22 protein-coding genes are annotated in these 20,754 nt (G+C 45.7%); 4 read left to right on the forward strand and 18 right to left on the reverse strand.

Annotated elements, in window-relative coordinates; translation table 11 throughout:
- Window positions 1–20: 20 nt before the first annotated feature.
- The 13 genes from NYE42_RS15020 to NYE42_RS15080 form a co-directional block, all read right to left on the reverse strand.
- Window positions 21–1,961 (reverse strand): ABC transporter permease, encoded by a 1,941-nt coding sequence (locus NYE42_RS15020; protein ID WP_007408811.1) that lies wholly within the window; start codon window positions 1,959–1,961, stop codon window positions 21–23.
- Window positions 1,958–2,713 carry an ABC transporter ATP-binding protein gene (locus tag NYE42_RS15025; RefSeq protein ID WP_007408812.1) on the reverse strand — a complete coding sequence of 252 codons (756 nt, stop codon included), beginning with the start codon at window positions 2,711–2,713 and terminating at the stop codon, window positions 1,958–1,960. Before NYE42_RS15025 ends, NYE42_RS15020 begins: the two co-directional genes overlap by 4 nt.
- A gap of 102 nt (window positions 2,714–2,815) precedes the next feature.
- Complete coding sequence (locus NYE42_RS15030; protein WP_199022110.1) at window positions 2,816–3,820, reverse strand: sensor histidine kinase; 1,005 nt, start codon at window positions 3,818–3,820, stop codon at window positions 2,816–2,818.
- On the reverse strand, window positions 3,813–4,508 hold the full coding sequence (locus tag NYE42_RS15035; protein ID WP_014305616.1) for a response regulator transcription factor: 696 nt from the start codon (window positions 4,506–4,508) through the stop codon (window positions 3,813–3,815). The genes NYE42_RS15030 and NYE42_RS15035 overlap by 8 nt, the downstream gene beginning before the upstream one ends.
- 63 nt (window positions 4,509–4,571) lie before the next feature.
- Window positions 4,572–5,882: an FtsX-like permease family protein gene (locus NYE42_RS15040; RefSeq protein WP_015240422.1), complete on the reverse strand. Its 1,311-nt coding sequence runs from the start codon at window positions 5,880–5,882 to the stop codon at window positions 4,572–4,574.
- Window positions 5,872–6,567 (reverse strand): ABC transporter ATP-binding protein, encoded by a 696-nt coding sequence (locus NYE42_RS15045; RefSeq protein ID WP_007408816.1) that lies wholly within the window; start codon window positions 6,565–6,567, stop codon window positions 5,872–5,874. The genes NYE42_RS15040 and NYE42_RS15045 overlap by 11 nt, the downstream gene beginning before the upstream one ends.
- Window positions 6,568–6,582: 15 nt before the next feature.
- On the reverse strand, window positions 6,583–7,563 hold the full coding sequence (locus NYE42_RS15050) for an ABC transporter permease (protein ID WP_352426564.1): 981 nt from the start codon (window positions 7,561–7,563) through the stop codon (window positions 6,583–6,585).
- Window positions 7,564–7,599: 36 nt separating this feature from the next.
- Window positions 7,600–8,586 (reverse strand): ABC transporter permease, encoded by a 987-nt coding sequence (locus NYE42_RS15055; protein WP_144663856.1) that lies wholly within the window; start codon window positions 8,584–8,586, stop codon window positions 7,600–7,602.
- 15 nt (window positions 8,587–8,601) lie between these two features.
- Window positions 8,602–9,588, reverse strand: coding sequence for an ABC transporter permease subunit (locus NYE42_RS15060; protein ID WP_031378721.1), 987 nt, complete (start codon window positions 9,586–9,588; stop codon window positions 8,602–8,604).
- Entirely contained in the window at window positions 9,582–10,460 is an 879-nt protein-coding gene (locus NYE42_RS15065; protein ID WP_020956239.1) for an ABC transporter ATP-binding protein, read from the reverse strand. The genes NYE42_RS15060 and NYE42_RS15065 overlap by 7 nt, the downstream gene beginning before the upstream one ends.
- Entirely contained in the window at window positions 10,453–10,845 is a 393-nt protein-coding gene (gene ytrA / locus NYE42_RS15070) for a GntR family transcriptional regulator YtrA (protein WP_003152275.1), read from the reverse strand. The genes NYE42_RS15065 and ytrA overlap by 8 nt, the downstream gene beginning before the upstream one ends.
- Before the next feature lie 38 nt (window positions 10,846–10,883).
- A complete protein-coding gene (locus NYE42_RS15075) occupies window positions 10,884–11,000 on the reverse strand; it encodes a hypothetical protein (protein ID WP_003152273.1) in 117 nt (38 codons plus the stop codon).
- Window positions 11,001–11,193: 193 nt separating this feature from the next.
- Window positions 11,194–11,466, reverse strand: a complete 273-nt coding sequence (locus NYE42_RS15080; protein WP_003152272.1) for a YtzC family protein — start codon at window positions 11,464–11,466, stop codon at window positions 11,194–11,196.
- A 237-nt stretch (window positions 11,467–11,703) separates the two neighbouring features.
- Here NYE42_RS15080 and NYE42_RS15085 point away from each other — a divergent pair, with 237 nt between their 5' ends.
- The 3 genes from NYE42_RS15085 (at window position 11,704) to NYE42_RS15095 (ending at window position 13,567) form a co-directional block, all read left to right on the forward strand.
- Window positions 11,704–12,672: a TIGR01212 family radical SAM protein gene (locus NYE42_RS15085; RefSeq protein ID WP_007408822.1), complete on the forward strand. Its 969-nt coding sequence runs from the start codon at window positions 11,704–11,706 to the stop codon at window positions 12,670–12,672.
- The gene (locus NYE42_RS15090; protein ID WP_040237837.1) at window positions 12,669–13,250 is read left to right on the forward strand and encodes a class I SAM-dependent methyltransferase; all 582 of its coding nucleotides are present in this window, start codon (window positions 12,669–12,671) and stop codon (window positions 13,248–13,250) included. The genes NYE42_RS15085 and NYE42_RS15090 overlap by 4 nt, the downstream gene beginning before the upstream one ends.
- Before the next feature lie 122 nt (window positions 13,251–13,372).
- Window positions 13,373–13,567: a hypothetical protein gene (locus tag NYE42_RS15095; RefSeq protein WP_003152265.1), complete on the forward strand. Its 195-nt coding sequence runs from the start codon at window positions 13,373–13,375 to the stop codon at window positions 13,565–13,567.
- Window positions 13,568–13,584: 17 nt separating this feature from the next.
- Here NYE42_RS15095 and NYE42_RS15100 read toward each other — a convergent pair whose 3' ends face one another.
- From NYE42_RS15100 to NYE42_RS15110, 3 genes are all read right to left on the reverse strand, one after another.
- Window positions 13,585–14,394, reverse strand: a complete 810-nt coding sequence (locus NYE42_RS15100; protein WP_007408824.1) for a glycerophosphodiester phosphodiesterase family protein — start codon at window positions 14,392–14,394, stop codon at window positions 13,585–13,587.
- 110 nt (window positions 14,395–14,504) lie between these two features.
- Window positions 14,505–15,584, reverse strand: coding sequence for a tetraprenyl-beta-curcumene synthase family protein (locus NYE42_RS15105; RefSeq protein WP_031378716.1), 1,080 nt, complete (start codon window positions 15,582–15,584; stop codon window positions 14,505–14,507).
- A 20-nt stretch (window positions 15,585–15,604) separates the two neighbouring features.
- Window positions 15,605–16,384 (reverse strand): alpha/beta hydrolase, encoded by a 780-nt coding sequence (locus tag NYE42_RS15110; RefSeq protein WP_352426565.1) that lies wholly within the window; start codon window positions 16,382–16,384, stop codon window positions 15,605–15,607.
- A gap of 46 nt (window positions 16,385–16,430) precedes the next feature.
- Between NYE42_RS15110 and NYE42_RS15115 the strand changes: the two genes are divergently transcribed.
- On the forward strand, window positions 16,431–16,946 hold the full coding sequence (locus NYE42_RS15115; RefSeq protein ID WP_029326247.1) for a gamma carbonic anhydrase family protein: 516 nt from the start codon (window positions 16,431–16,433) through the stop codon (window positions 16,944–16,946).
- A 177-nt stretch (window positions 16,947–17,123) separates the two neighbouring features.
- On the opposite strand, the gene alaP is transcribed toward NYE42_RS15115, so the two are convergent.
- The gene (alaP, locus tag NYE42_RS15120; protein ID WP_352426566.1) at window positions 17,124–18,527 is read right to left on the reverse strand and encodes an alanine permease AlaP; all 1,404 of its coding nucleotides are present in this window, start codon (window positions 18,525–18,527) and stop codon (window positions 17,124–17,126) included.
- Window positions 18,528–18,730: 203 nt separating this feature from the next.
- Window positions 18,731–20,629 (reverse strand): asparagine synthase (glutamine-hydrolyzing), encoded by a 1,899-nt coding sequence (gene asnB, locus NYE42_RS15125; protein ID WP_003152255.1) that lies wholly within the window; start codon window positions 20,627–20,629, stop codon window positions 18,731–18,733.
- Window positions 20,630–20,754: the final 125 nt, after the last annotated feature.

Here is a 20,754-nt window from a genome sequence, read left to right on the forward strand (position 1 = left end):
CGGAGGCTCCTCAACTTGTTTTACAAGGCGGATTGAATGACCTTTTTATAGTATAGCACCGACAGCATGCCGAAGATTGAGTACAGCAGCGTATACAGCGCCATGACGATGATCATCGGCGTCCACACTTCCGTTCCGAATAAAAACCATCCTGACTGAACGGCAAAATAGCTGTGGAACAGCCCGAGAACGAGCGGGATGCCGAAATGATACGCCTGCTTCCGGCGGATGCCTTTCAGCAGATCCCCCGTTGTGAAGCCGAGCTTCCGCAATATCGTGTAATCAGCCTTCTCATCCTCACACTCGCCCATTTGTTTAAAATAAAGGATACAGCCTGAGGTGATCAGAAAGGTTAATCCCAAAAAGCCGACAATAAACATGATTAGCCCCATGTTTTTCTTTTGGGTGTCAGCCGTTTCAAATTGCGAAAGCGCACCGTCTGAATAGTGCTGCGCTTGAAACAGACCATCAGCTTTTTGGATGTCCTCTTCACGTTTGAGTGTAATGCCGAAAAATCGATTGGATTTTCCCTGGATGGACGGGTCGATATCTTTCTCGATCCGGTCGAATACCTGCTGCGTGACAATAACGGTCGGCAGCCCTCCGCTTGTAAATGTATATGACAGGAGGAAGTCGTTCTTCAAGCCCTTATACGCCAGCGGTATTTTATCCGTTTTGCCGTTTATATCAATGGAACCTGACGTTTTCAGGTCGAGAAATCTTTTCATCATATCATTATATCCGGTAAACACGGCTTCTCCGTCAGAAAGTTCCGTCCCTTCCGCGTCTTTCTCGCTTATAATCGGCAGCGCCAAGCTGGACGGGTCTTGTTGAAAGCTTTTCATGTCGCCGTTTATGATGTTCTTCATATTGACACCGGCTTGAATGGTCTTGATTGTTTTCACTTTGTGTTCAATTCCGTTTTTCTTCAATAAAGCGGTAAATGAGTCAGTCTCCTTTTGGTTATCAAACGCAAAGTCCGCGGCTGTATTTTGCTCAGCCGATTTTTCCGCGGAATAGTACGAGATATAGCTTAAAGACAGCAAACCGATTGCCAGCGCCGAAAGAGTCGTAATAATCGTCAGCAATACGGCGTTTGACTTCATCCGGAACATGATGGATGACAAAGACAGCACTTCACTGACATTCAGATACCCGCCTTTTGATTTCCGGATGAGATTTGCCAGAAAGCTGACCGAACCTTTATAAAACAGATAGGTTCCGATAATGACCGAGCCGAGAATAAACACCATGGCCGAAAACAGTTCATTCATGCTCGTAAAACTGCCTCCGAATAAATCCGCGGACACGGCATAGCCGGCGATAATGGCCGCAATACCGACAACACCGATCGACATCTGCACCCAAGAAAGCCGTCTTATGCCGCTTTCTGACGATGACGCGGTTTTAAATAAAGACAAAATGCTTTGCCGTTTAATAAATAAGTAATTCATCATCATAATCAGCACGTAAATCGCCCCGAACACAATTAACGTCTGAACGAGCGCCTTGCTTGAAAAAAACAGTGAGACAGAGGCTTTCACACCGACTGTATGAAACAGCATCATCATACATAATTTCGAGAGAGAAAAGCCGGCAAAAATACCGATCCAAATCGATCCGAAATACAAAATGAAATTTTCTGTGCTGAGTATGCGGAAAATGTGCATTTTCGTCATGCCGATTAATCGGAATAAGCCGATTTCCCGGCCGCGCCGTTTAATAAAAATGGTGTTGGCGTATAAAAGAAATACCGACACGATCGCCACAAGCAGTACAGAGGCTGCCCGGATTGCCGCCGCTCCTTTTATGGAGCTTTTCATTTCATCAAGCGCCGGATCGTATTGCATCGTGACAAACGCGAAATAAAGGGCGGCGCTGAACACCAGCGCAAAAACGTAAAGGTAATAGTTTTTCAAATTCTTTTTCAGGTTCTGGAAGATCAAATGATGAATACTCATGCCTGAACCCCGCCCAATACACTTTGCGTTTTCATAATATCCTGAAAAAAGTCCGGTCTGTCCTGGCCGCCTTTATTCAGCTGTGTATACACACGGCCGTCTTTAATGAAAACCACACGTCCGGAATAGCTGGCGGCAACCGGATCATGCGTCACCATCACAATGGTGGCGCGGCGTTTTTGATTCAGGCGGCTGAGTTTATTCAGTAAATCCATGGCAGCCTTTGAATCGAGCGCTCCGGTCGGCTCATCAGCAAAAATAATGCCCGGCTCGTGAATAACAGCTCTTGCGGCAGACGTCCGCTGTTTTTGCCCGCCGGAAATTTCACTCGGATACTTATGTCGCAAATCATAGATCCCAAGCTCCTCTGCCGTCTCGGCAAATCGCAGGTCCGCCTCTTTCTTAGACATTTTCGTAATGGATAACGGCAGGAGTATGTTTTCTTTCACGGTCAGGGTGTCCAATAAATTATAATCCTGAAAAATAAAGCCGAGATGCCGTTTTCTGAATTCGGCAAGCTGTTTTTCTTTCATGGATGTAATCTCCGTCTCATTCAGTTTAATGGTGCCCGCGCTCACTTTATCAATGGAGGAAAGCACATTCAAAAGGGTCGTTTTCCCTGATCCCGACGGGCCCATAATGCTGACGAATTCCCCTTTGTGAATCTGAAGATCAATTCCTTTCAGCACCTCTTGTTTATTCAGCTTGTTTCCGTAGCTTTTTTGGATATTGCCTGCTTCTAAAATCATCACGTTCTGATTCTCCTTTTACATTGGTTATCTTTATTTTAAAAACAGAAGCCGTTTTTTTCGTTTGATTAAGCGAACAAAAGAGAAAAGCATGTGACACTTTTGTCACACGCTGAACATGCTGACGGCATCGTTCTGTTTCGGAAACACCAAGGTAAAAACCGTGCCGCTTTCCGGCTCAGAGCGCACGCTGATCTGGATAAGAAGCGGAGCCGCGGCTTTTCGAGCCAAATACAGGCCCATCCCCGTTGACGCGTGATCACGTCTCATTCGCGTCGAGGTAAATCCCTTTTCAAAAATGCGCGGAAGATCTTTGGGCTCGATGCCGATGCCGCGGTCTTCGATATCCACATGCACCCGCCCGTTTTGTTCATAGCTTTTTACGGTAATGTCATCCGCCTCACTGTATTTGACGGCATTGCTTAACAGCTGCCTGATGATGAAGGAAAGCCATTTTCCGTCACTGAGAACGTCCGGTGAATCGAGCTGAATGTCAAACCCGATCCCTTTTTGTATACACCAAGATTGCAGATTTTTAATTTCTTTGAAAACGAGCGGCCTGAGCTGAATTCGCTGGAATGATAAATCATTTTCAATAAAGGACAATCGTTTCTGATGAAGCTGCTGGTCCAGAAGATGGTGAATCCGCAGCCATTCATACAGCAAAGGGGCTTTGAGCGGCTGTTCATCAAGGCGCTCAATCATGAGATGCATCGCTGTCAGCGGTGTTTTGACCTCGTGAATCCATGACATCAGATCGTCCTTTTCATGCTCTGAACCCGCCCGAAGATCAAGTGAGCTTTTTCTTAACTGCTCTGTCTGCCCTTCAATGCTTTCTTCAACGATAGACTCAAACGGACTGTCAGGCGCTTTAAGGTAAGACATGTCTAAATTGGCGTCCCACTCTCTTAAGCTTTTATAATAGGCGGTCTCTTTACGATAGCGGAACAAGAGAAATACAAGAAACACAAGAAGCGACAGGTAAACGAAATACAGCACCGAAAAAAACGGAATAGACGGATCAATATATGCCGCAAAAAGGAGCACAGCCTGCTGAAAAAGAAACATCGCGATCCAGCTCTTTCTTTCGAGCAGAAATGATTTAATCATAAAGACCGTCTTCTTCCTTTGCGATGTATCCCTGCCCCACCTTGGTTTCAATCATTTTCCCGATGCCTAATTGATCGAGTTTTTTCCGCAGCCGGTTGACATTCACCGTCAGCGTATTATCACTGACGAAACGCTCATCATTCCATAGGCTTCTGATGAGTTCTTCCCGGCTGACGATTTTATTTTTCTGCTCAGCCAGCAGTTTTAAGATCAGCATTTCGTTTTTGGTCAGCTCGACCGAACCGTTTTTACGGCTGACCGTGTTGGTTTCTGTGTCAATGACCGCCCCGCACCATCTTTTCATCAGCGCCGGTTCTGTGCCGTATTGATGCACACGGCGGAACACCGCCTGTATTTTCGCGATTAACACATCAAAGTGAAAAGGCTTCTGAATAAAATCATCTGCCCCGAGCTGCATCGACATGACCATATCCGCGGGATGATCGCGCGAGGACAAAAAGAGAATCGGCACGTTTGATTGGGAGCGTATCATTCTGCACCAATGAAAGCCGTCAAATTTCGGCAGCTGTACATCAATGATCACCAAATCAGGCTTGATTTCGGTAAACTCCCGGATGACCCGGCTGAAATCTTTTATTCCGTGCACCGCAAATGACCAGCCCGTTAATCTCTCTTTCATCTCGTGAAATAAAGTGTTATCATCTTCTATTAACAAAATGTGAAACATGGTATCCGCCCTTTTCTGATAGATAGAGGAAAAACCGGCTGATGTCCAGCCGGCTTTTTTCCTTTACAGTTCTCTTCTTAATGCGGTCAGAACGTTGGTTTTTGTCGCTTTGCGGGCCGGATTCATACCGGAAATCACCGCGACCCCCGCACAAATAACAACTGCGATCACAACGAGGCTGAGCGGGATATAGGAGAAGGTATAATGAAGATCTTCGGCTCCGGTGTTTCCCCCTACCGCTTTCAAAATAACCGGCACAGCCAGATTGACGGCAAAACTCACTCCGTAAGAAATGATAATCCCGATGACAGAACCTAATATCCCGATATAGGCGCTTTCCATCAGGAACATTCTGCGAATGATGGACGGGCTTGCGCCGATCGCTTTCATAATCCCGATTTCCTGCGTTCGTTCCGTCACCGCCATCGTCATCGTATTGAAAATACCGATGGCAGAAATCACGACGGCGATAAAGCCGACAAAGATCAGGCCGATTTTAAAGACGAGGAAAAAGGTGTTGACGCCCTTCAGCTCGGTTGTGACAGATCTGACATAAAAGCCGTCATCCGTGAGGTCATGGGTAAGCTGATCGACATGATCGAATTTGTCCGCATACACATTGATGCTTTTTTCCGCATTTCCATTCTTCAGATCCAAGAATGTTGAGAAGTCTTTCTTGAATTGATCACTCACAAAAATATTTGTATCCTCCATCCAATCTTGGGACGGTTTTTTTGTAATTCCGACTACTTTAAAGTCGTACGTTTTCGTTTTCTCAACGTCTCCGTCTTTGTTTGTTTTGGAGATGCTCAGCTGTATCGTTTTATTAAGCAGGTCTTTCGTATAGCCTTTTGGTTTTTTCACCTCCGACATGTCGCCTTGGTGATCATTTAACTCTTTGTCGTAAGCGTCAGCCTCTTTTTTCGTCAATAGGTTCTTCGCAAAATCATAGCCGACCACGATTTCATTCTCTGTACGGGCGACTCTTCCCTGATCAAGCTCCATATTGGCTTTGACTTCATCGTTCATGTTTGTCAGCACAATGGCTGAATCTTCATTTGTTCGGTTTCCCAATGACGCTTTGTTCGGTTCATACACTTGTGTTCTTTCAACGACAGACTTGACATTTTTATACTTTTCCAAGTCTGATTTCTTCACGGCTTTTCCGTTCTCTTGGCCGAGTACATTGATTTCCGTAACAATCTGCTGGCTCATCGTAATGTCTGTAATCGTTTTTTGGATGCCGAATCCGACGGAAGCCAGCACCACTAAAAACGCGCACGCCATTGTCGTCGCCAGCACCGTCATGAAAACACGCAGCCGGTTTTTCTTCATATTTCTTCTGATAAAGTGAATCTGATCCTTAAATCTCAACAGTAACGCCCCCTTTTAATACACCGTCATGCAGCTGGAATTTTGAATGCGCGATCGAAGCGACTTCATCGTCATGCGTAATGATGACAAATGTAATCCCGCGCTCCCGGTTCAGCTGCTGAATTAATGCAAGCACCTCAAGTTCCGTTTCTGAATCAAGGCTTCCCGTCGGCTCATCAGCTAAAATAATTGACGGATTTAAAATCAGGGCTCTTGCGATACTGACACGCTGCTGCTGGCCGCCTGACAGCTCATTCGGATAATGATTCGCATGATTCTCAAGTCCGACCCGTTTCAGCATATCCGCGACTTTCTGCTTGCGTTCAGACGGTTTGACGCCTTTTAAAGCAAGCGGCATTTCAACATTTTCATAGGTTGTCAGACTCGGAATGAGCTGAAAACTTTGAAAAATAAAACCGAAATGCCCGAGGCGGAACTGCGCCCACTCTTTTTCACTGAAGCCCGTCACATCAGTGCCGTTAATGACGATACGGCCCTTCGTCGGCGCTATGTATCCGGATATTAAATTCAGAAGCGTTGATTTTCCGGAACCGCTCCGCCCGACGATACAGGCAATTTCCCCTTTTTCAACGGTCAAAGAGACATCCTTCAGCACCGGAACCTCACTCTCTCTGCCTTTCCTGCCGATTTTAAATGAATGATCAATATGCTGTACTTCTATCACGTACACCACTCCCCCTTATATCTGTTTCGTTTTTTTATAGATGAAGTAATAACTGATGAAAAACCCGATAACCGTGCCGATAAGCATGCCGAATATGTAACCGGTATACGAACCGTTATAAGCATATCCGCACACCCCCGCACTTCCCAGCATACTGAGCGACATGACGAGCACTTGAATGATGCGTTCAATGTGTTTGCTCAGGATAAAATGTCCGCTTCGTTCACTCGGCATTTTAAGGAAATTCACATAGCCGAATAGATAGAAACAAAATCCCATTAATGCGGAGATTAACAATGCGTGTTTCATGTAATACATCCATGATGTATGGATGTAAGCGGCAGGCATGAAATAGATCAGAAATCCGCTCCAAGGGAAATCAATATCCGGCACAGCCTGCCTGCCAAAAAGGAACTCAGCGTTTAACAGGTAAATCGTCATAACCACGATCGGAAAGACGGAAACCGTGAACGCTGTGATCAGCTGCGCCGCTAAATTGCCCGTTATCGTGCCGGCAGCTGCCACTAATGCATAAATCATCAAGCTGATGACCAGCATCCCTGCGCTGAACGATTGAAAATGATGGACAGCGTCAGGTTTAAGCGCTAGAAACAATATGTCAGATACTCCGTAAGAAACAAATTGCGAGCCGGCTAACACAGCTGCTCCCAAGAAAAACTTCGTATGAAATATCCGGCTTCTCGAATACGGAAGGCTCAGTGTAAACATCCTTTCAGCCCGGCCTCCTCTTATCAGAAAAAGCCCCATCATAACCGGAGGAATGAAATGAAGCCCAATCAAATTCCGATTGCTGTAATCAATGCTGAACGTACAAACTGAACCTGAATATTGATGAAGCACACTCAAACAATCCTTATAGTGAAAATACTCATTTATAATTGCAAAAGGGCCTAAGATAGATAAGAACCCCGCTGTGAGAAGCAGCAGCGTCTGCCGCTGCTTCCATTCTTTATAAAGCAAACCGCTAATCGGCACCTTGCCTTCCTCCAAACTGCTCATTTTCAAACAGATCTACATATGCTTTGACTTCCTGTAAACCGTAAAATAACTGATGAAAAACCCGATAACCGCGCCGAAGATAATGCCGGCTAAATAGCCGAACATCGTGTCTGTGACCCCGTATCCGAAAACGCCGAAACCCATAACGGCAAAGGCAATCACCAAGATCTGCGCCGGCCGGTCCAACTTACTCCAAAGAAAGAATCTGCCGTTCCGTTCATTCGGATGTTTCAGAAAGCTGACGTAACCGATCAGATAAAAGACAAGGCTCATCACAATCGGAATGATTAAAACCAAATCCCTTTCTCTGATCCAGTCGTTAAACACATATCCAATAGGGGTTACAAATATAAAAAGACGGGATTCGATATAACTGCTGATAAAAGAAAATTGACTTCCCACACTAATATCGAAAACGACCTCCAAATTCGCGGCCGGCAGACCGATGAGTAAAAAGGGCAGAACCGTGACGGTAAACGCCGTTAACAGCTGGGCGAATATCTGTCCCGTTAATGCGCCGGATGCCATTAACAAGGCGTAAGCCATAAAACTGATGACAATCATTCCGATTGAAAAATGATCAAAATCGTACGTATGGCTCGGTTTCAGCAAAGATATCAGCAATGACGCCGCTCCATAGCCTATCGCCTGAGGAACAACAATGACTGCTGCGCCAAGCCAGAATTTCGTCTGAAAGATTTGGCCTCTGCTGTATGGCATGCTTAACAAAGCATCCATCGTTCCCTTTGTCCGTTCCAAGCCTAATAAGAAGACAGCAATGATGACACTCACAATCCAGCTGAAGGAAAGAGGCGACCCATTCGTATAATTGACAACGAATTCACAATCTTGAAGAGCTTGGTTATTCAAACATTCTTGATATGTTGAGTAGTTGTTATAAACCATAAAAGGGTTTGCCGCCATTAAAAGAATGCCGCTGCATAAAAACAACCACTGATTTTTTTTCCATTCTGTGTACAACAATCCCCGCGGTATCATTCCGGTCCTCCTCTCTTACACATGCTTTGTTTTTTTATAAATCACAAAATAACTGACTAAAAATCCGACCGCTCCCCCGACAATCATTCCGGCCACATATCCTGTCATCGTATGTCCCGTCGAGTACCCCGCCAGGCCAAAACCGAGCACGGCGATTATGATCACCACAATCTGAATGGGCCGGTCAAGCTGTCTCCAAAGGAAAAAACGGCCGTTCCGTTCCACCGGCTGCCTGACATAGCAAAAGTACCCGATGGCATAAAATACAATGCTCATCACTGCCGGGATGAGTAATATATACTTGCTGGCAGATACCCAATCTGTATCAATGTACATGATCGGATTCAAGTATTGAAAAAGATTGTATACTTTGATATAAGCATCGACTGACGGCATCAGCTCATACATGCCGGCTCCGAAGATGACTTCTACATTGGACAACGGCAACGTAATGATCAAGTATGGTGATATCGACACAGTAAACGCCGTTAACAGCTGGGCGAACGTATTCCCCGTTAAGCAGCCCGCGCTCGCAACCAATGTAAAAGCCAAAACACTCACAATAATCTCTCCGACGCTGTAATGGTGAAAGAAATATACGCGCTCAGGCTTTAACAGAAGAATGAGCAGCTCAGCCAGCCCGTAGCCGATCACCTGAGCGCCGGCAATGACCGCCGCTCCGAGCCAAAATTTAGTGTGAAACACCTGAGCGCGGGAATAAGGCAGACTGAAAAGCGCATCAATCGTTCCTTTCGTACGTTCCAGTCCGAATAAGCAAACCGCCAAAATGACAGCGGGCGCCCAGTTTAAGTTCAGCATTCCGCTATCCAAAGAATTCACATAAAACTTACAATATGCTCCGTGGGTGTCCAGACAGCCTTGATAAACCAGATAGGTATTTAACACTTCAAATGGATTGACCGCCGCTAAAAAAATGCCGACCATCACAAGAACAGTTCGATTCTGCACCCATTCCCTGTACAGCAATCCCCTGTCTACCATCTCCGGTTCCCTCCAAACTTCGCGATGAAGACCTCTTCTAAGTTCACAGGAAGTTCATTCCATACTTTCGGCCGCAGCTCTTGCAGAAAGTTCTTTTTCTTCTCATCGTTCTTTTGAATCAGCACCGTATAAAACACACCGGCATGGTCGAGAATCGGTATGTTTTGTTCTCTGATCTTCAAGGCGACGTCCTCTTCAAATGCCATTTGGATTTTCATGTACTCTTCCTTCATATCATCCAAGTCCATCACATTCGTCAGCTGATTTCCTTCCAAAAACCCGATCCGGTTGCACATTCGCTCAATATCTTCTAAACGGTGTGAGGTAATCAGAATACTCGTTTCCCGTTCAGCGACTTCATCCACCATAAGCTGCAGCACGTCATGACGCGTTACGGCGTCAATTCCGTCCGTCGGTTCATCCAAAAGGATAAGAGCCGGGCGTGAAGCAAAGGCAAGGACGAGCGCAAGCTGTTTTTTCAGGCCTGTCGATAATTCACGGTATTTCTTCGTTTCCGGAATGCCGTACCTGTTCATCAGCTCATTGGCGTAAGTCACATCAAAATTCGGATAGATTCTGCTTACAATCGCAACAAGCTGTTTATATGTATACTTGTCATAAAAAGGATTTTCAACAGGCATATAAATGATGTTCTGTTTTACTTTCGGATGCCGCTTTATTTCCACCTGATTAAATAAAACCGTCCCTTGATCCGGCAGCAGAATCTGCTGAATAAGCCGGAGCAGTGTTGTTTTCCCTGATCCGTTTCGTCCGAGCAGCCCGAAAATTTCCCCTTTTCCGATGGTGAGCGAAATATCCTTGAGCACTTCTTTACCGTCTATCGTTTTTGAGAGATTCCGCAATTCAATCATGATCCTTGCCTCCTTTCACATCAGCGCTGATTTCCTTTATCCATTCCTGCAGCTTCTCCAGCTCAACTCCCGCGTAATGGGCATCGATGATGAGCTGTTTCAATTGCTCTTTTATCATCGTCATCTTCCCTTCAACCAATGTCGTTTTTGCATTCTCCGATATATACGTTCCTCTTCCCCTCAGCGTTTCAATGACACCATCGCGTTCGAGCTCCTTGTACGCTTTGCTGACTGTGTTCGGATTGGCGATAATGATCGTTGCCAATTCCCTGACAGAAGGAAGTTTATCCCCCGGCTTCATGATCCCTTTTAAACAAAGCTCTTTCAGTTGCTGTATGATCTGCTCATAAATCGGAGTTGAGCTTCTCGGATCGATTTGAATCATTTACTTCCCTTCTTTCTTTTACGAGCTGCTCTCTTTCTTTAAATGTTCTGCCATTGAAAACCGATGACGACAAGAACGACAAACAGACTGCTTGCCAAAACCGAGGCGGCGATAATAAGAGGCACATCTTGTTTTACGGATCTTTTGTTTTTCATGAAAGTTCCCCTTCCCTATGGTTAACATTTATATGTCGATTTCATTTTTCGAGTGTTTTATGTGTATTACATCAAGTAGTACACGTAATACAATAAACACACTCCGCCCTATTGTCAATTCTTTTTTTAAAAGAAATACAAAAAAACCCGCCGGGATTCCGGCAGGTTTGCTGAACCATTTGAAACGGCGCGGTCAGTAATCAAAATTACGTTGCAAAATCATATTGTTTTGCAAGGTCTGCAGCTGCAATCTCATTCGGTAAAGCTGCTCTCTTTGCTGATCATTCGCAGATAATGACAGCTTGTTTAATTCATTCACCGCGTTTTCAAGCATCATTTGCGCTTCACTGTACTCATTATCATTATAATGCTCTTGTTTCGAAGCGGTCATAAATTGCTCATTCGCAAATTCATACGCCTGTTCGCTTCTTTGGAGATGTTCATCTACTGATTGTCTTGTTGCCAACGAAACCCCTCCTCAGTGAATGGGAAATCAAACTTAGTTTGAGCGGACCAAAAATAATAACACCCGAAGGTTGCAGGAAAGAGAACCAAATTTTCCGCGTTTAAGCTAAAAGAATGAGAATCCTGCCCGCAGTCATAATAAACAAAAGAAAGCCGCATCCTGTTTTCAGATTGTGAACCCCCATCATTCATGCTACAATTTTAGGATGCATCTGATGTGAGGGAGGCTTTTTGAACATTGAACGAGAATAACCCTTTTCCTTATTCAAATACGGAAAAACGGTACCATACATTAAATTATCATCTGCGGGAGCATTTCGGGCATAAAGTGTTTAAAGTCGCGCTTGACGGCGGTTTTGACTGCCCGAATCGGGACGGCACGGTTGCACACGGAGGCTGTACATTCTGCAGCGCGGCGGGCTCCGGCGATTTTGCCGGCAATCGGGCCGATGACTTACTCACGCAATTTCACGATATCAAAAACCGCATGCACGAAAAGTGGAAAGACGGCAAATATATCGCATATTTCCAAGCGTTCACGAATACGCATGCCCCGGTAGAGGAGCTGCGTGAAAAATTCGAATCCGTCCTCAAGCTTGACGGCGTTGTCGGCATGTCGATCGCGACCCGTCCGGACTGCCTTCCGGACGATGTCGTGGAATATTTGGCCGAACTGAATGAGCGGACCTATTTGTGGGTTGAACTCGGGCTGCAGACCGTGCATGAGCGGACCGCCCTTCTGATCAACCGCGCCCATGATTTTGACTGCTATGTTGAGGGTGTCAATAAACTGAGAAAACACGGCATCCGCGTTTGTTCCCATATCATTAACGGGCTTCCGCTTGAAAACAGGGACATGATGATGGAGACGGCCAAAGCCGTCGCTGATTTGGATGTCCAAGGCATTAAAATTCACCTGCTTCACTTATTAAAAGGCACACCGATGGTGAAGCAATATGAAAAAGGAAAGCTGGAGTTCCTTTCTCAAGAAGAATATGTAAGTCTTGTATGTGATCAGCTCGAAATCATTCCCCCGGAAATGATCGTTCACCGCATTACGGGAGACGGGCCGATCGAATTAATGGTCGGACCGATGTGGAGCGTCAATAAGTGGGAAGTACTTGGCGCCATTCAAAAAGAGCTGGAAACACGGGGAAGCTATCAAGGAAAGCTCTTCAGAAAGATCGGGGAGGAGACCGCCCTATGACCTTGATGCACATCCTCCCTTTCAGTAAAGAATTGCTGAAGTCCGCCGCACAGGAAGGTGATATCACGGTTGACGCGACGATGGGCAACGGACATGATACATATTTCCTGGCCGGCCTTGTCGGTGAGACAGGACATGTCCATGCCTTTGATATTCAAGCGGACGCACTCGCTAAAACGAAGGAGCGGCTCGGTGCCGACTTCAGTCCGCGCGTCACGCTTCACCATAAGAGCCATGATCAAATAAAGGCATCGCTGCCTGAGGATGCGCACGGTCGTGTGGCTTGCGCCGTGTTTAATCTCGGCTATCTGCCCGGCGGCGATAAAAGCATTACGACAAACGGCCGCTCAACCATTTCCGCGATCGAACAGCTCCTTGAACTGCTGAAGGAGAACGGGCTGATCGTTCTCGTTGTGTACCACGGGCATCCTGAAGGCAAGACGGAAAAAAGTGCATTACTGGAGTACTGCAGCAATCTTGATCAGGAAAAAGCGCGCGTGCTGAGCTACGGCTTTCTCAACCAGCGAAACGACCCGCCGTTTATTATAGCGATTGAAAAGAAATCTGCCGGCAAATAAAGAATCGGCCTGTCATAAGCGGGCCGATTCTTTTTGTGTTTACTTTTCAAGAAAAATCAATTACTATGAAATAATGGAAAAAAATACATCTTTTAAGTGTAACATCTGGAAGGAGCGGCAGTTTGAATATTCTTCGCATCATATTTTCAAGTGTTCCCTATGTGATGTTCGTCATCATTTTATCAAGACATTTAGGATTTGAGTTCGCAAAAACCTATTACTGGTGGTTTGCTGCATTTTTTGTCATCGGGCTGATCGGCAAATTCGCAATGCACCTTGCGGCAAAAAAGAAACCGTTAAAAAAAGAGACAGCGTAAAATGCGCATGTCTCTTTTTATTTACTGTTTTGCAGCACGCCGCGTGTATAAGCGGGATTGTTTGTAAAGACACCATCTGCTTTTTGTTTCAGCATAATAGGCGTCAGCGTATGCTCGTCTTCCTTATCAAAAAACACGTGCACTTTCATCTTATTGTGATGAATGCGCTTCACGACTGCTTCATTTGCCAATTTGGCGTTGAGCCCGACTGTATCAGCATACGTTCTGATGGTTTGCAGCTGCTTATCATTTATCTCCTCAGCCTCGTTATCTTTTAATAATCGAACAAGAGGAACTTTTTTATCCATAGATCGAACTTTCTTTAAGCTCTTCCCGCTAAAAGACTCAATGACTGCTTTATGGCTGGAAATCAGCTTATGTTTTTGTAATATGTCAATCAGTTTCTTTTCCATCACCAGGCTGCCGTTGCTTTCTCTTGTCTCAATATAGTAATTGGCAGTTTGTCCGAATTTCTGTATGATTTCTTCTAATGTTAAAATCTTTTCTCCTTTTCCCGCATTCAGTTTCTTAATCTGAGCCAAAGACAGATCATCTGTCATCCCTTTACCATCTGTTGTCCGATCTACCGTTTTATCGTGAATTGCAATCAGATGGCCGTCCTTTGTCTCCCGTAAGTCTATCTCAATATAATCTGCTTTGTCTTTAATGGCACGCGCATAAGACAAAGCTGTATGTTCCGGCTCAATCGCAGAAGAGCCCCTGTGCGCTATCAAGACAGGATGATAGCCGGCGGAAGCATGGATGACGGAGCAGCCTCCGGAAATGGAAAGTAATGCTATGACCGCTAAATACTTTAATTTTTTCATAAAATTAAAGTATCATATTCTGCAGGCGCAAACAATGTTTCATTTCATACTTCACGTCATAAATAAAAAACTGCACCGTCATGATTTACACGAGAGGCGCAGTTCACCCATTACGAACTTTTCGTCCAAGCCATCTTCTGAAATTTGCGGTAGGCTCTTCCGTTGATATAAAAGAAAAATGACGTTTTTCCGCTTGCCCTGATCAGCTTTCGCGCGAGGCGGCCCATTTCTTTTTGGCCGGCGACTTTGTCATCGGATAAATAGACGCCGAGCAGCCCCCTGTTGATCAGCCGATGAAAATTTTCATGCGGAATGCCTTGCAAATGTTCATCCGCTTTTTCAATAAAATGCTGCAGTCTCTGCATCATTTCTTCATGAGACTGATAATACGTACAGAAATTCAGATCGCCTTCAAGCAGATCCTCTTCCTGGTCAATTAAATAATCAAGCAGTATATGCAGCCCTTGTATGTACGGAAAATAACTGCTGCGGATTTTCTCAGCGGTATGTTCGTTAAAATCAGGCTGGAATGAGTAAGCAACGAGACAGAAAATACCTAACGTCGATCCGGCGCAGGCCGAGAACTCAAACCACTCCATTTCCGGAAGCTGTGACCGGTACTGCTCAAACCAGGCTTTAAGCCTCGGAACGCGTTCATGCTCAACGACATGCTTATGAACCTGAAGGTCGCAATAATAATCACACAGCTCAAGCAAATAAGGTTTAATGATACCGTAATGTTCTATTGACCCGAGCACCCGCTGGCATGTTCTGACCAGCTCATGAAGATAACCGCCATCATCCCGCTCATCTCTGTACTGATAGTACGGCCGCACCTCGGCACCGACCGTCAGCGCGTCACGCATGGAAAGATGAAGCATGCGGAAGTCCTCAGGATCAAGCGAGGTGCTGCGGTCGCACAGATTGTCCAGATAATCACTGATTGTCTGATACGCGATGATAAATTGCACGCATTTCTGTTTCTGCTCTCCCGAAAGCAGGGCTAAAATGCCGCCCCCTTCACAATGAAACGATTTATCGCGGATACTTGCGGCCGCCTGCTGCCGCAGTTCGGTATTTTTAATGGAATCTGATTTTTCCCGCCACATGTTCAATTCCTGATGAACGAGCGGAAAAATTTCCCGATACACTTTTGCCATAAGGTTAAAAGGATGTTCCGGTACTGTCAACATATGCACCCCCAGCGAATTCAAATATACTGATCTGTAAAGGCTTTTGCCGCCTTAAACACAGTTTCTCTTTCCGGTTCATTAAAAATTTCATGATAAAGCCCTTCCCATTCCCGGTACGATTTATTATGGGAAGCCACACCGGAAAACCATTTGCGGACCTTCATTTTATCGACGATTTTGTCATCACCGCCCTGCATAAGCAAAAGCGGCACCTTTAAAAACGCATCAGTCGGCACCATAGCGGCATCAATGGTTTTTAAAAGCTCTCTGTACCATCTTACGGATACCTTCGTGACATATAAAGAATCGTTTTGATCCGCTTCAATCATATCCGCATTCCTCGTTGCCATATCAGGTGATAAGCCGGAATCCACTCTGAGGGACGGAGCGAGGACGTTCAGTCCTTTAGACGCAAAATCAAGGACTTTATTGACTTTTATTTGCAGACCCAGACAAGGTGATGATAAAATGAGTGCCGTAATGCGGGGATTTCTCTGCTGCTTAAACCATTCTATCGCAATCAGTCCGCCCATGCTGTGGCCCAAAATGAAAACGGGCGCTTCAAGCGTTCTCGCTTTATCAATCCATATATCTACTTCATCAATGTATTCTTGGAAAGAGCGAATATGCCCTCTGGCGCGGGTCGACGTTCCCTGACCGGGCAAATCGCCCATCACCACGTTATATCCGGAAGATCTCCACATTTCAACGAGCCATTTATAGCGCCCGTGGTATTCGCTCGCCCCGTGGATAATGACAATGGTACCGACGGGCCTGTCTGCTTTCCAAGTCCACATGCAGTTCACCTCTTACATAAATTTAGAGAAAGAAGGATGAGACATGATAATCTACCCTTATAAACAATTTACGCCTGACATACATCCTGAAGCGTTCATTGCGGATAACGCCGTCATAACGGGCGACGTCGTGATCGGAGAACAATCGAGCATTTGGTTCTCAGCCGTCATCCGGGGGGATGTTGCGCCGACAAGGATCGGAAAAAGAGTCAGCATACAAGACTTGAGCTGTCTGCATCAAAGTCCGAACCGCCCGCTTCTTATTGAAGATGACGTCACGATCGGCCATCAGGTTACACTGCACAGCGCAATCATCAGAAAGAATGCTTTAATCGGTATGGGCTCCGTCATTCTTGACGGGGCGGAAATCGGAGAAGGCGCATTTATCGGCGCCGGAAGTCTCGTTCCTCCGGGCAAAACCATTCCTCCCGGCTGTCTTGCGTTCGGCCGGCCCGCAAAGGTTATCCGCCGGCTGACAGAAGAAGACATACGGGACATGGAAAGAATCAGAACGGAATATGTTGAAAAAGGCCGATACTATAAAACACTGCAAGAGAAATAAAAATAGATCAGCTTTGTTTTACTACTGTACCATTTTTCAAAATATTATTTAAGTAATAACCATTTGCGTTCCGCTGATTGTCAGGAAACAGTAGCAAAATGTTCAGGAATTTGTTTTATTCTTTCCCCGCCGGCCCGATCCTATGAAAAAAAGAGCCCATGTCCCGGGCTCTTTTTTTTACGCTTTTTCGGCGAATGTCTGTCCGTTTTCCAGATCTATGTCTTTTCTTTTATGGAAACCTTTCCCGTAATAGGCGGCTAATAATATGCCGAACCAGACAGGCCCGATGATGACGGCCACCCGGGTCTCTGCATTAAAAGCCATCAGCACAACGACAAAAGCGAGAAATGCCAGCGAGATATATGAGGAAAAGGGGTATAAAGGCATTTTATATTTCAGTTTTTTCCGTTGTTCCGGCTGTAAGCTTTTCCGGTATTTCATTTGGGAAAGCAAAATAATCGACCATGTCCAAATCGCCCCGAACGTCGCAATGCTCGTCACCCACGTAAACACTTTCGCCGGCACCACGTAGTTCAGCAGAACGCCGATGCATAACGCGCCCGCTGAAACCAATACCGCTTTTCCCGGCACACCGCCTTTTGTGACCGTACCGTATGCTTTAGGCGCTTCATTTTGTTCCGCCAGATTGAACAGCATGCGCCCCGTGCTGAAGATCCCGCTGTTGCAGGAAGAAAGAGCCGCCGTCAATACGACAAAATTAATGATTCCGGCTGCAGCGGGTATTCCGATTTTTTCAAATGTCAAAACAAACGGGCTTCCGCCTGAACCGATTTCCTGCCACGGATAAATTGACATAATGACAAACAAAGCTCCGACGTAAAAAATGAGAATGCGCCAAAAAACAGTATCTATGGCCCGCGCCAGTGATTTTTCCGGATTTTTGACCTCACCGGCTGTGACACCGATCAGCTCAATCCCGAGATAGGCAAACATGACCATTTGAAGCGATAGCAGCACCCCTTTAATCCCATTCGGGAAAAAGCCGCCGTGGCTCCATAAATTGCTGATTCCGAGCGCAACGCCTCCGTTTCCGAGACCGAATACGATCATCACCAGACCGATCGCGATCATTGACAGAATCGCCAAGACTTTAATGAGCGCAAACCAGAATTCAAGCTCACCGTACGCTTTGACCGCCAGAAAGTTGACAGCCGTCATAATGACGAGTGCACAAAGCGCCCATATCCATGACGGCACGTCAGGGAACCAGTAGCCCATATAAATGCCGACCGCGGTGATTTCCGCCATGCAGGTAACAACCCATAAAAACCAATAATTCCAGCCTGTTAAAAACCCGGCAAGCGGACCGAGATAATCTCTGGCATACCGGCTGAATGAGCCGGCTACAGGCTTTTGAATCGCCATTTCCCCTAATGCCCGCATAATAAAAAACATAATCAGCCCGCTGCAGGCGTAAGCGGCTAAAATCCCCGGCCCGGCAAGCTTTATGGCAGAAGCCGACCCGAGAAACAGCCCGACTCCTATCGCGGCGCCCAACGACATAAGCGAGATATGCCGCTCTTCCAAGCCGCGGTGAAGCGTTTTTTCTTTGTTTTGCATAACTCTCCCTCCCCCTGATTTTGACAAAGAAACACAAACCGAGACGAAATAGCCAGAAAACACTTTCCGGAATCTACCCGATTAGTCCTATTATAACCTTTTTCTGAATATTGAGTAATACTTTGCCGAAAACAGAGCGGAATAGACGGTTTACAAAAAAACAATAGAAAAAAGGCTTTCGATAACATCGAAAGCCTTTTGGATTAAACGAAAATGACTTCTTTCGGCTGATGATTCAGCTCTTCCGGCACCAGTCTTTTTTCAACATTGATGCTGTGCCAGATCATGAAGATCAGCACGGTCCAGATTTTGCGGCTGTTGTCCGCTCTGTCGGCACAATGATCTTCCAGAAGCTGAAGGACATAATCTTTTTCAATATAAGCATCTGTTTCACTTTCACGAATGATGTTGCGAACCCATTCGTTCATTTCATTTTTCAGCCAGTGGCGGATCGGCACAGGGAAGCCGAGTTTTTTGCGGTTAAGCACATGATCAGGCACTACCCCTTCAGCAGCTTTGCGCAGAAGGTATTTCGTCGTGCCGTTTTTCGTTTTCAGTTCATCCGGAATTTTAGAAGCCACGTCAAACACGACTTTATCAAGGAACGGCACGCGCAGTTCCAATGAGTTGGCCATCGTCATTTTGTCAGCCTTTAACAGGATGTCGCCGCGCATCCACGTATGGATGTCAACATACTGCATTTTATTAATGTCGCTGTATGAACGGCTTTCCGTAAAGTACGGCTTCGTGACATCACGGTATGAAAGCTCTGGATTGTAATGTTTGAGCAGCTGTTTTTTCACGGGCTCTTCAAAAATCTTCGCATTACCGATATAACGCTCCTCAAGCGGTGTGCAGCCGCGGACTAAGAGGCTTTTCCCTCTCATTCCTTCAGGCATGACGGACGCCACATGAAGAAGCATTTTTTTCAGACCGGACGGAATGCGTTCAAACGGTTTAAGCGAAAGCGGTTCGCGGTAAATATTGTATCCGCCGAACAGCTCGTCCGCGCCTTCCCCGGATAACGCGACCGTTACATGTTTTTTCGCTTCTTTCGCGACAAAGTACAAAGGAATCGCCGCCGGATCTGCAAGCGGGTCATCAAAGTGCCAGACGATTTTCGGAAGCTCGTTCATATACTCCTCAGGAGAAATGACTTTGCTGATATTTTCAATTCCGAGCGCGGCAGCCGTTTCCTTCGCTACGTCAACCTCACTGAAGCCCTGCTGCTCAAAACCGACGGAAAATGTTTTGAGGCTCGGGTGAAATTCTTTCGCAACTGAGACGATAAAAGAAGAGTCAATACCGCCGGATAGAAACGAACCGACAGGCACGTCACTTCTCATGTGGACTTTGACAGAGTCAAAGATTGCGTCTCTGACTTCTTTCACCAATTTATCTTCATCAGACTGAACAGGCTTGAAGTTCGCTTTGAAATATGTTTTAAACGCGATGTCGCCTTCCGGACGGATCGTAAACTGGCTGCCCGGCTCGACTTTTTTCACTTCAGCGTCAAGCGTGCTCGGTTCAGGAACGAATTGGAAAGACATATATTGCTGTAAAGAAGCTGTATCAAGATCAATGCCGTTTTGAGCGGCCATTAAACTTTTTCTTTCAGATGCAAAATATACTTTGTCCCCGATGGTTGTGTAATACAGCGGTTTAATGCCGAACGGGTCTCTCGCGCCGTACATGACGCGGTCAGCTTTGTTCCAGATTAAAAACGCAAACATTCCGCGAAGCTTTGAAGCAGCTTCTTCTTTATAATGACGGTATGTCGCAAGGAGCACTTCGGTATCGGAATCTGTATTGAAAGTGTAGCCTTTCGCTTCAAGCTCTTCTCTCAATTCAATGTAGTTATAGATTTCGCCGTTAAAAATGATCCAATATTTTTCGTCTTCATATGATAAAGGCTGTCCGCCGTTTTCTACGTCAATAATACTGAGCCGTCTGAAGCCGAATCCGACGTGCTCGTCATGATAATACCCATCGCTGTCAGGACCGCGGTGAACGATCATTTGGTTCATTTGTTTGATTAGCTCTTCTTGATCTGCGGTTTGAGTTAATGGATGCTTATTAAAAACACCGACAAATCCACACATAGTATAGCCTCCATAAGTGTAATTTTCTAATTGGACCCCCTTTTTATAGACGCTTTGTTACGCCATTGGTTTCACGCTATGTAAAAAATAAGCATGGCAGCATCTACAAAAAGGGAAAGCCGCTT

The organism is Bacillus sp. FSL K6-2865 (assembly GCF_040311405.1).
Lineage (GTDB): Bacteria > Bacillota > Bacilli > Bacillales > Bacillaceae > Bacillus > Bacillus velezensis.

Bases quoted from the DNA above. Each gene is read 5' to 3' on its own strand.
- NYE42_RS15030 (WP_199022110.1), bottom strand. From the start codon at position 3,820: ATGATTAAATCATTTCTGCTCGAAAGAAAGAGCTGGATCGCGATGTTT.
- NYE42_RS15060 (WP_031378721.1), bottom strand. From the start codon at position 9,588: ATGGTAGACAGGGGATTGCTGTACAGGGAATGGGTGCAGAATCGAACT.
- asnB (WP_003152255.1), bottom strand. From the start codon at position 20,629: ATGTGTGGATTTGTCGGTGTTTTTAATAAGCATCCATTAACTCAAACC.
- alaP (WP_352426566.1), bottom strand. From the start codon at position 18,527: ATGCAAAACAAAGAAAAAACGCTTCACCGCGGCTTGGAAGAGCGGCAT.
- NYE42_RS15035 (WP_014305616.1), bottom strand. From the start codon at position 4,508: ATGTTTCACATTTTGTTAATAGAAGATGATAACACTTTATTTCACGAG.
- ytrA (WP_003152275.1), bottom strand. From the start codon at position 10,845: ATGATTCAAATCGATCCGAGAAGCTCAACTCCGATTTATGAGCAGATC.
- NYE42_RS15020 (WP_007408811.1), bottom strand. From the start codon at position 1,961: ATGAGTATTCATCATTTGATCTTCCAGAACCTGAAAAAGAATTTGAAA.
- NYE42_RS15110 (WP_352426565.1), bottom strand. From the start codon at position 16,384: ATGTGGACTTGGAAAGCAGACAGGCCCGTCGGTACCATTGTCATTATC.
- NYE42_RS15065 (WP_020956239.1), bottom strand. From the start codon at position 10,460: ATGATTGAATTGCGGAATCTCTCAAAAACGATAGACGGTAAAGAAGTG.
- NYE42_RS15090 (WP_040237837.1), top strand. From the start codon at position 12,669: ATGACCTTGATGCACATCCTCCCTTTCAGTAAAGAATTGCTGAAGTCC.
- NYE42_RS15055 (WP_144663856.1), bottom strand. From the start codon at position 8,586: ATGATACCGCGGGGATTGTTGTACACAGAATGGAAAAAAAATCAGTGG.
- NYE42_RS15100 (WP_007408824.1), bottom strand. From the start codon at position 14,394: ATGAAAAAATTAAAGTATTTAGCGGTCATAGCATTACTTTCCATTTCC.
- NYE42_RS15075 (WP_003152273.1), bottom strand. From the start codon at position 11,000: ATGAAAAACAAAAGATCCGTAAAACAAGATGTGCCTCTTATTATCGCC.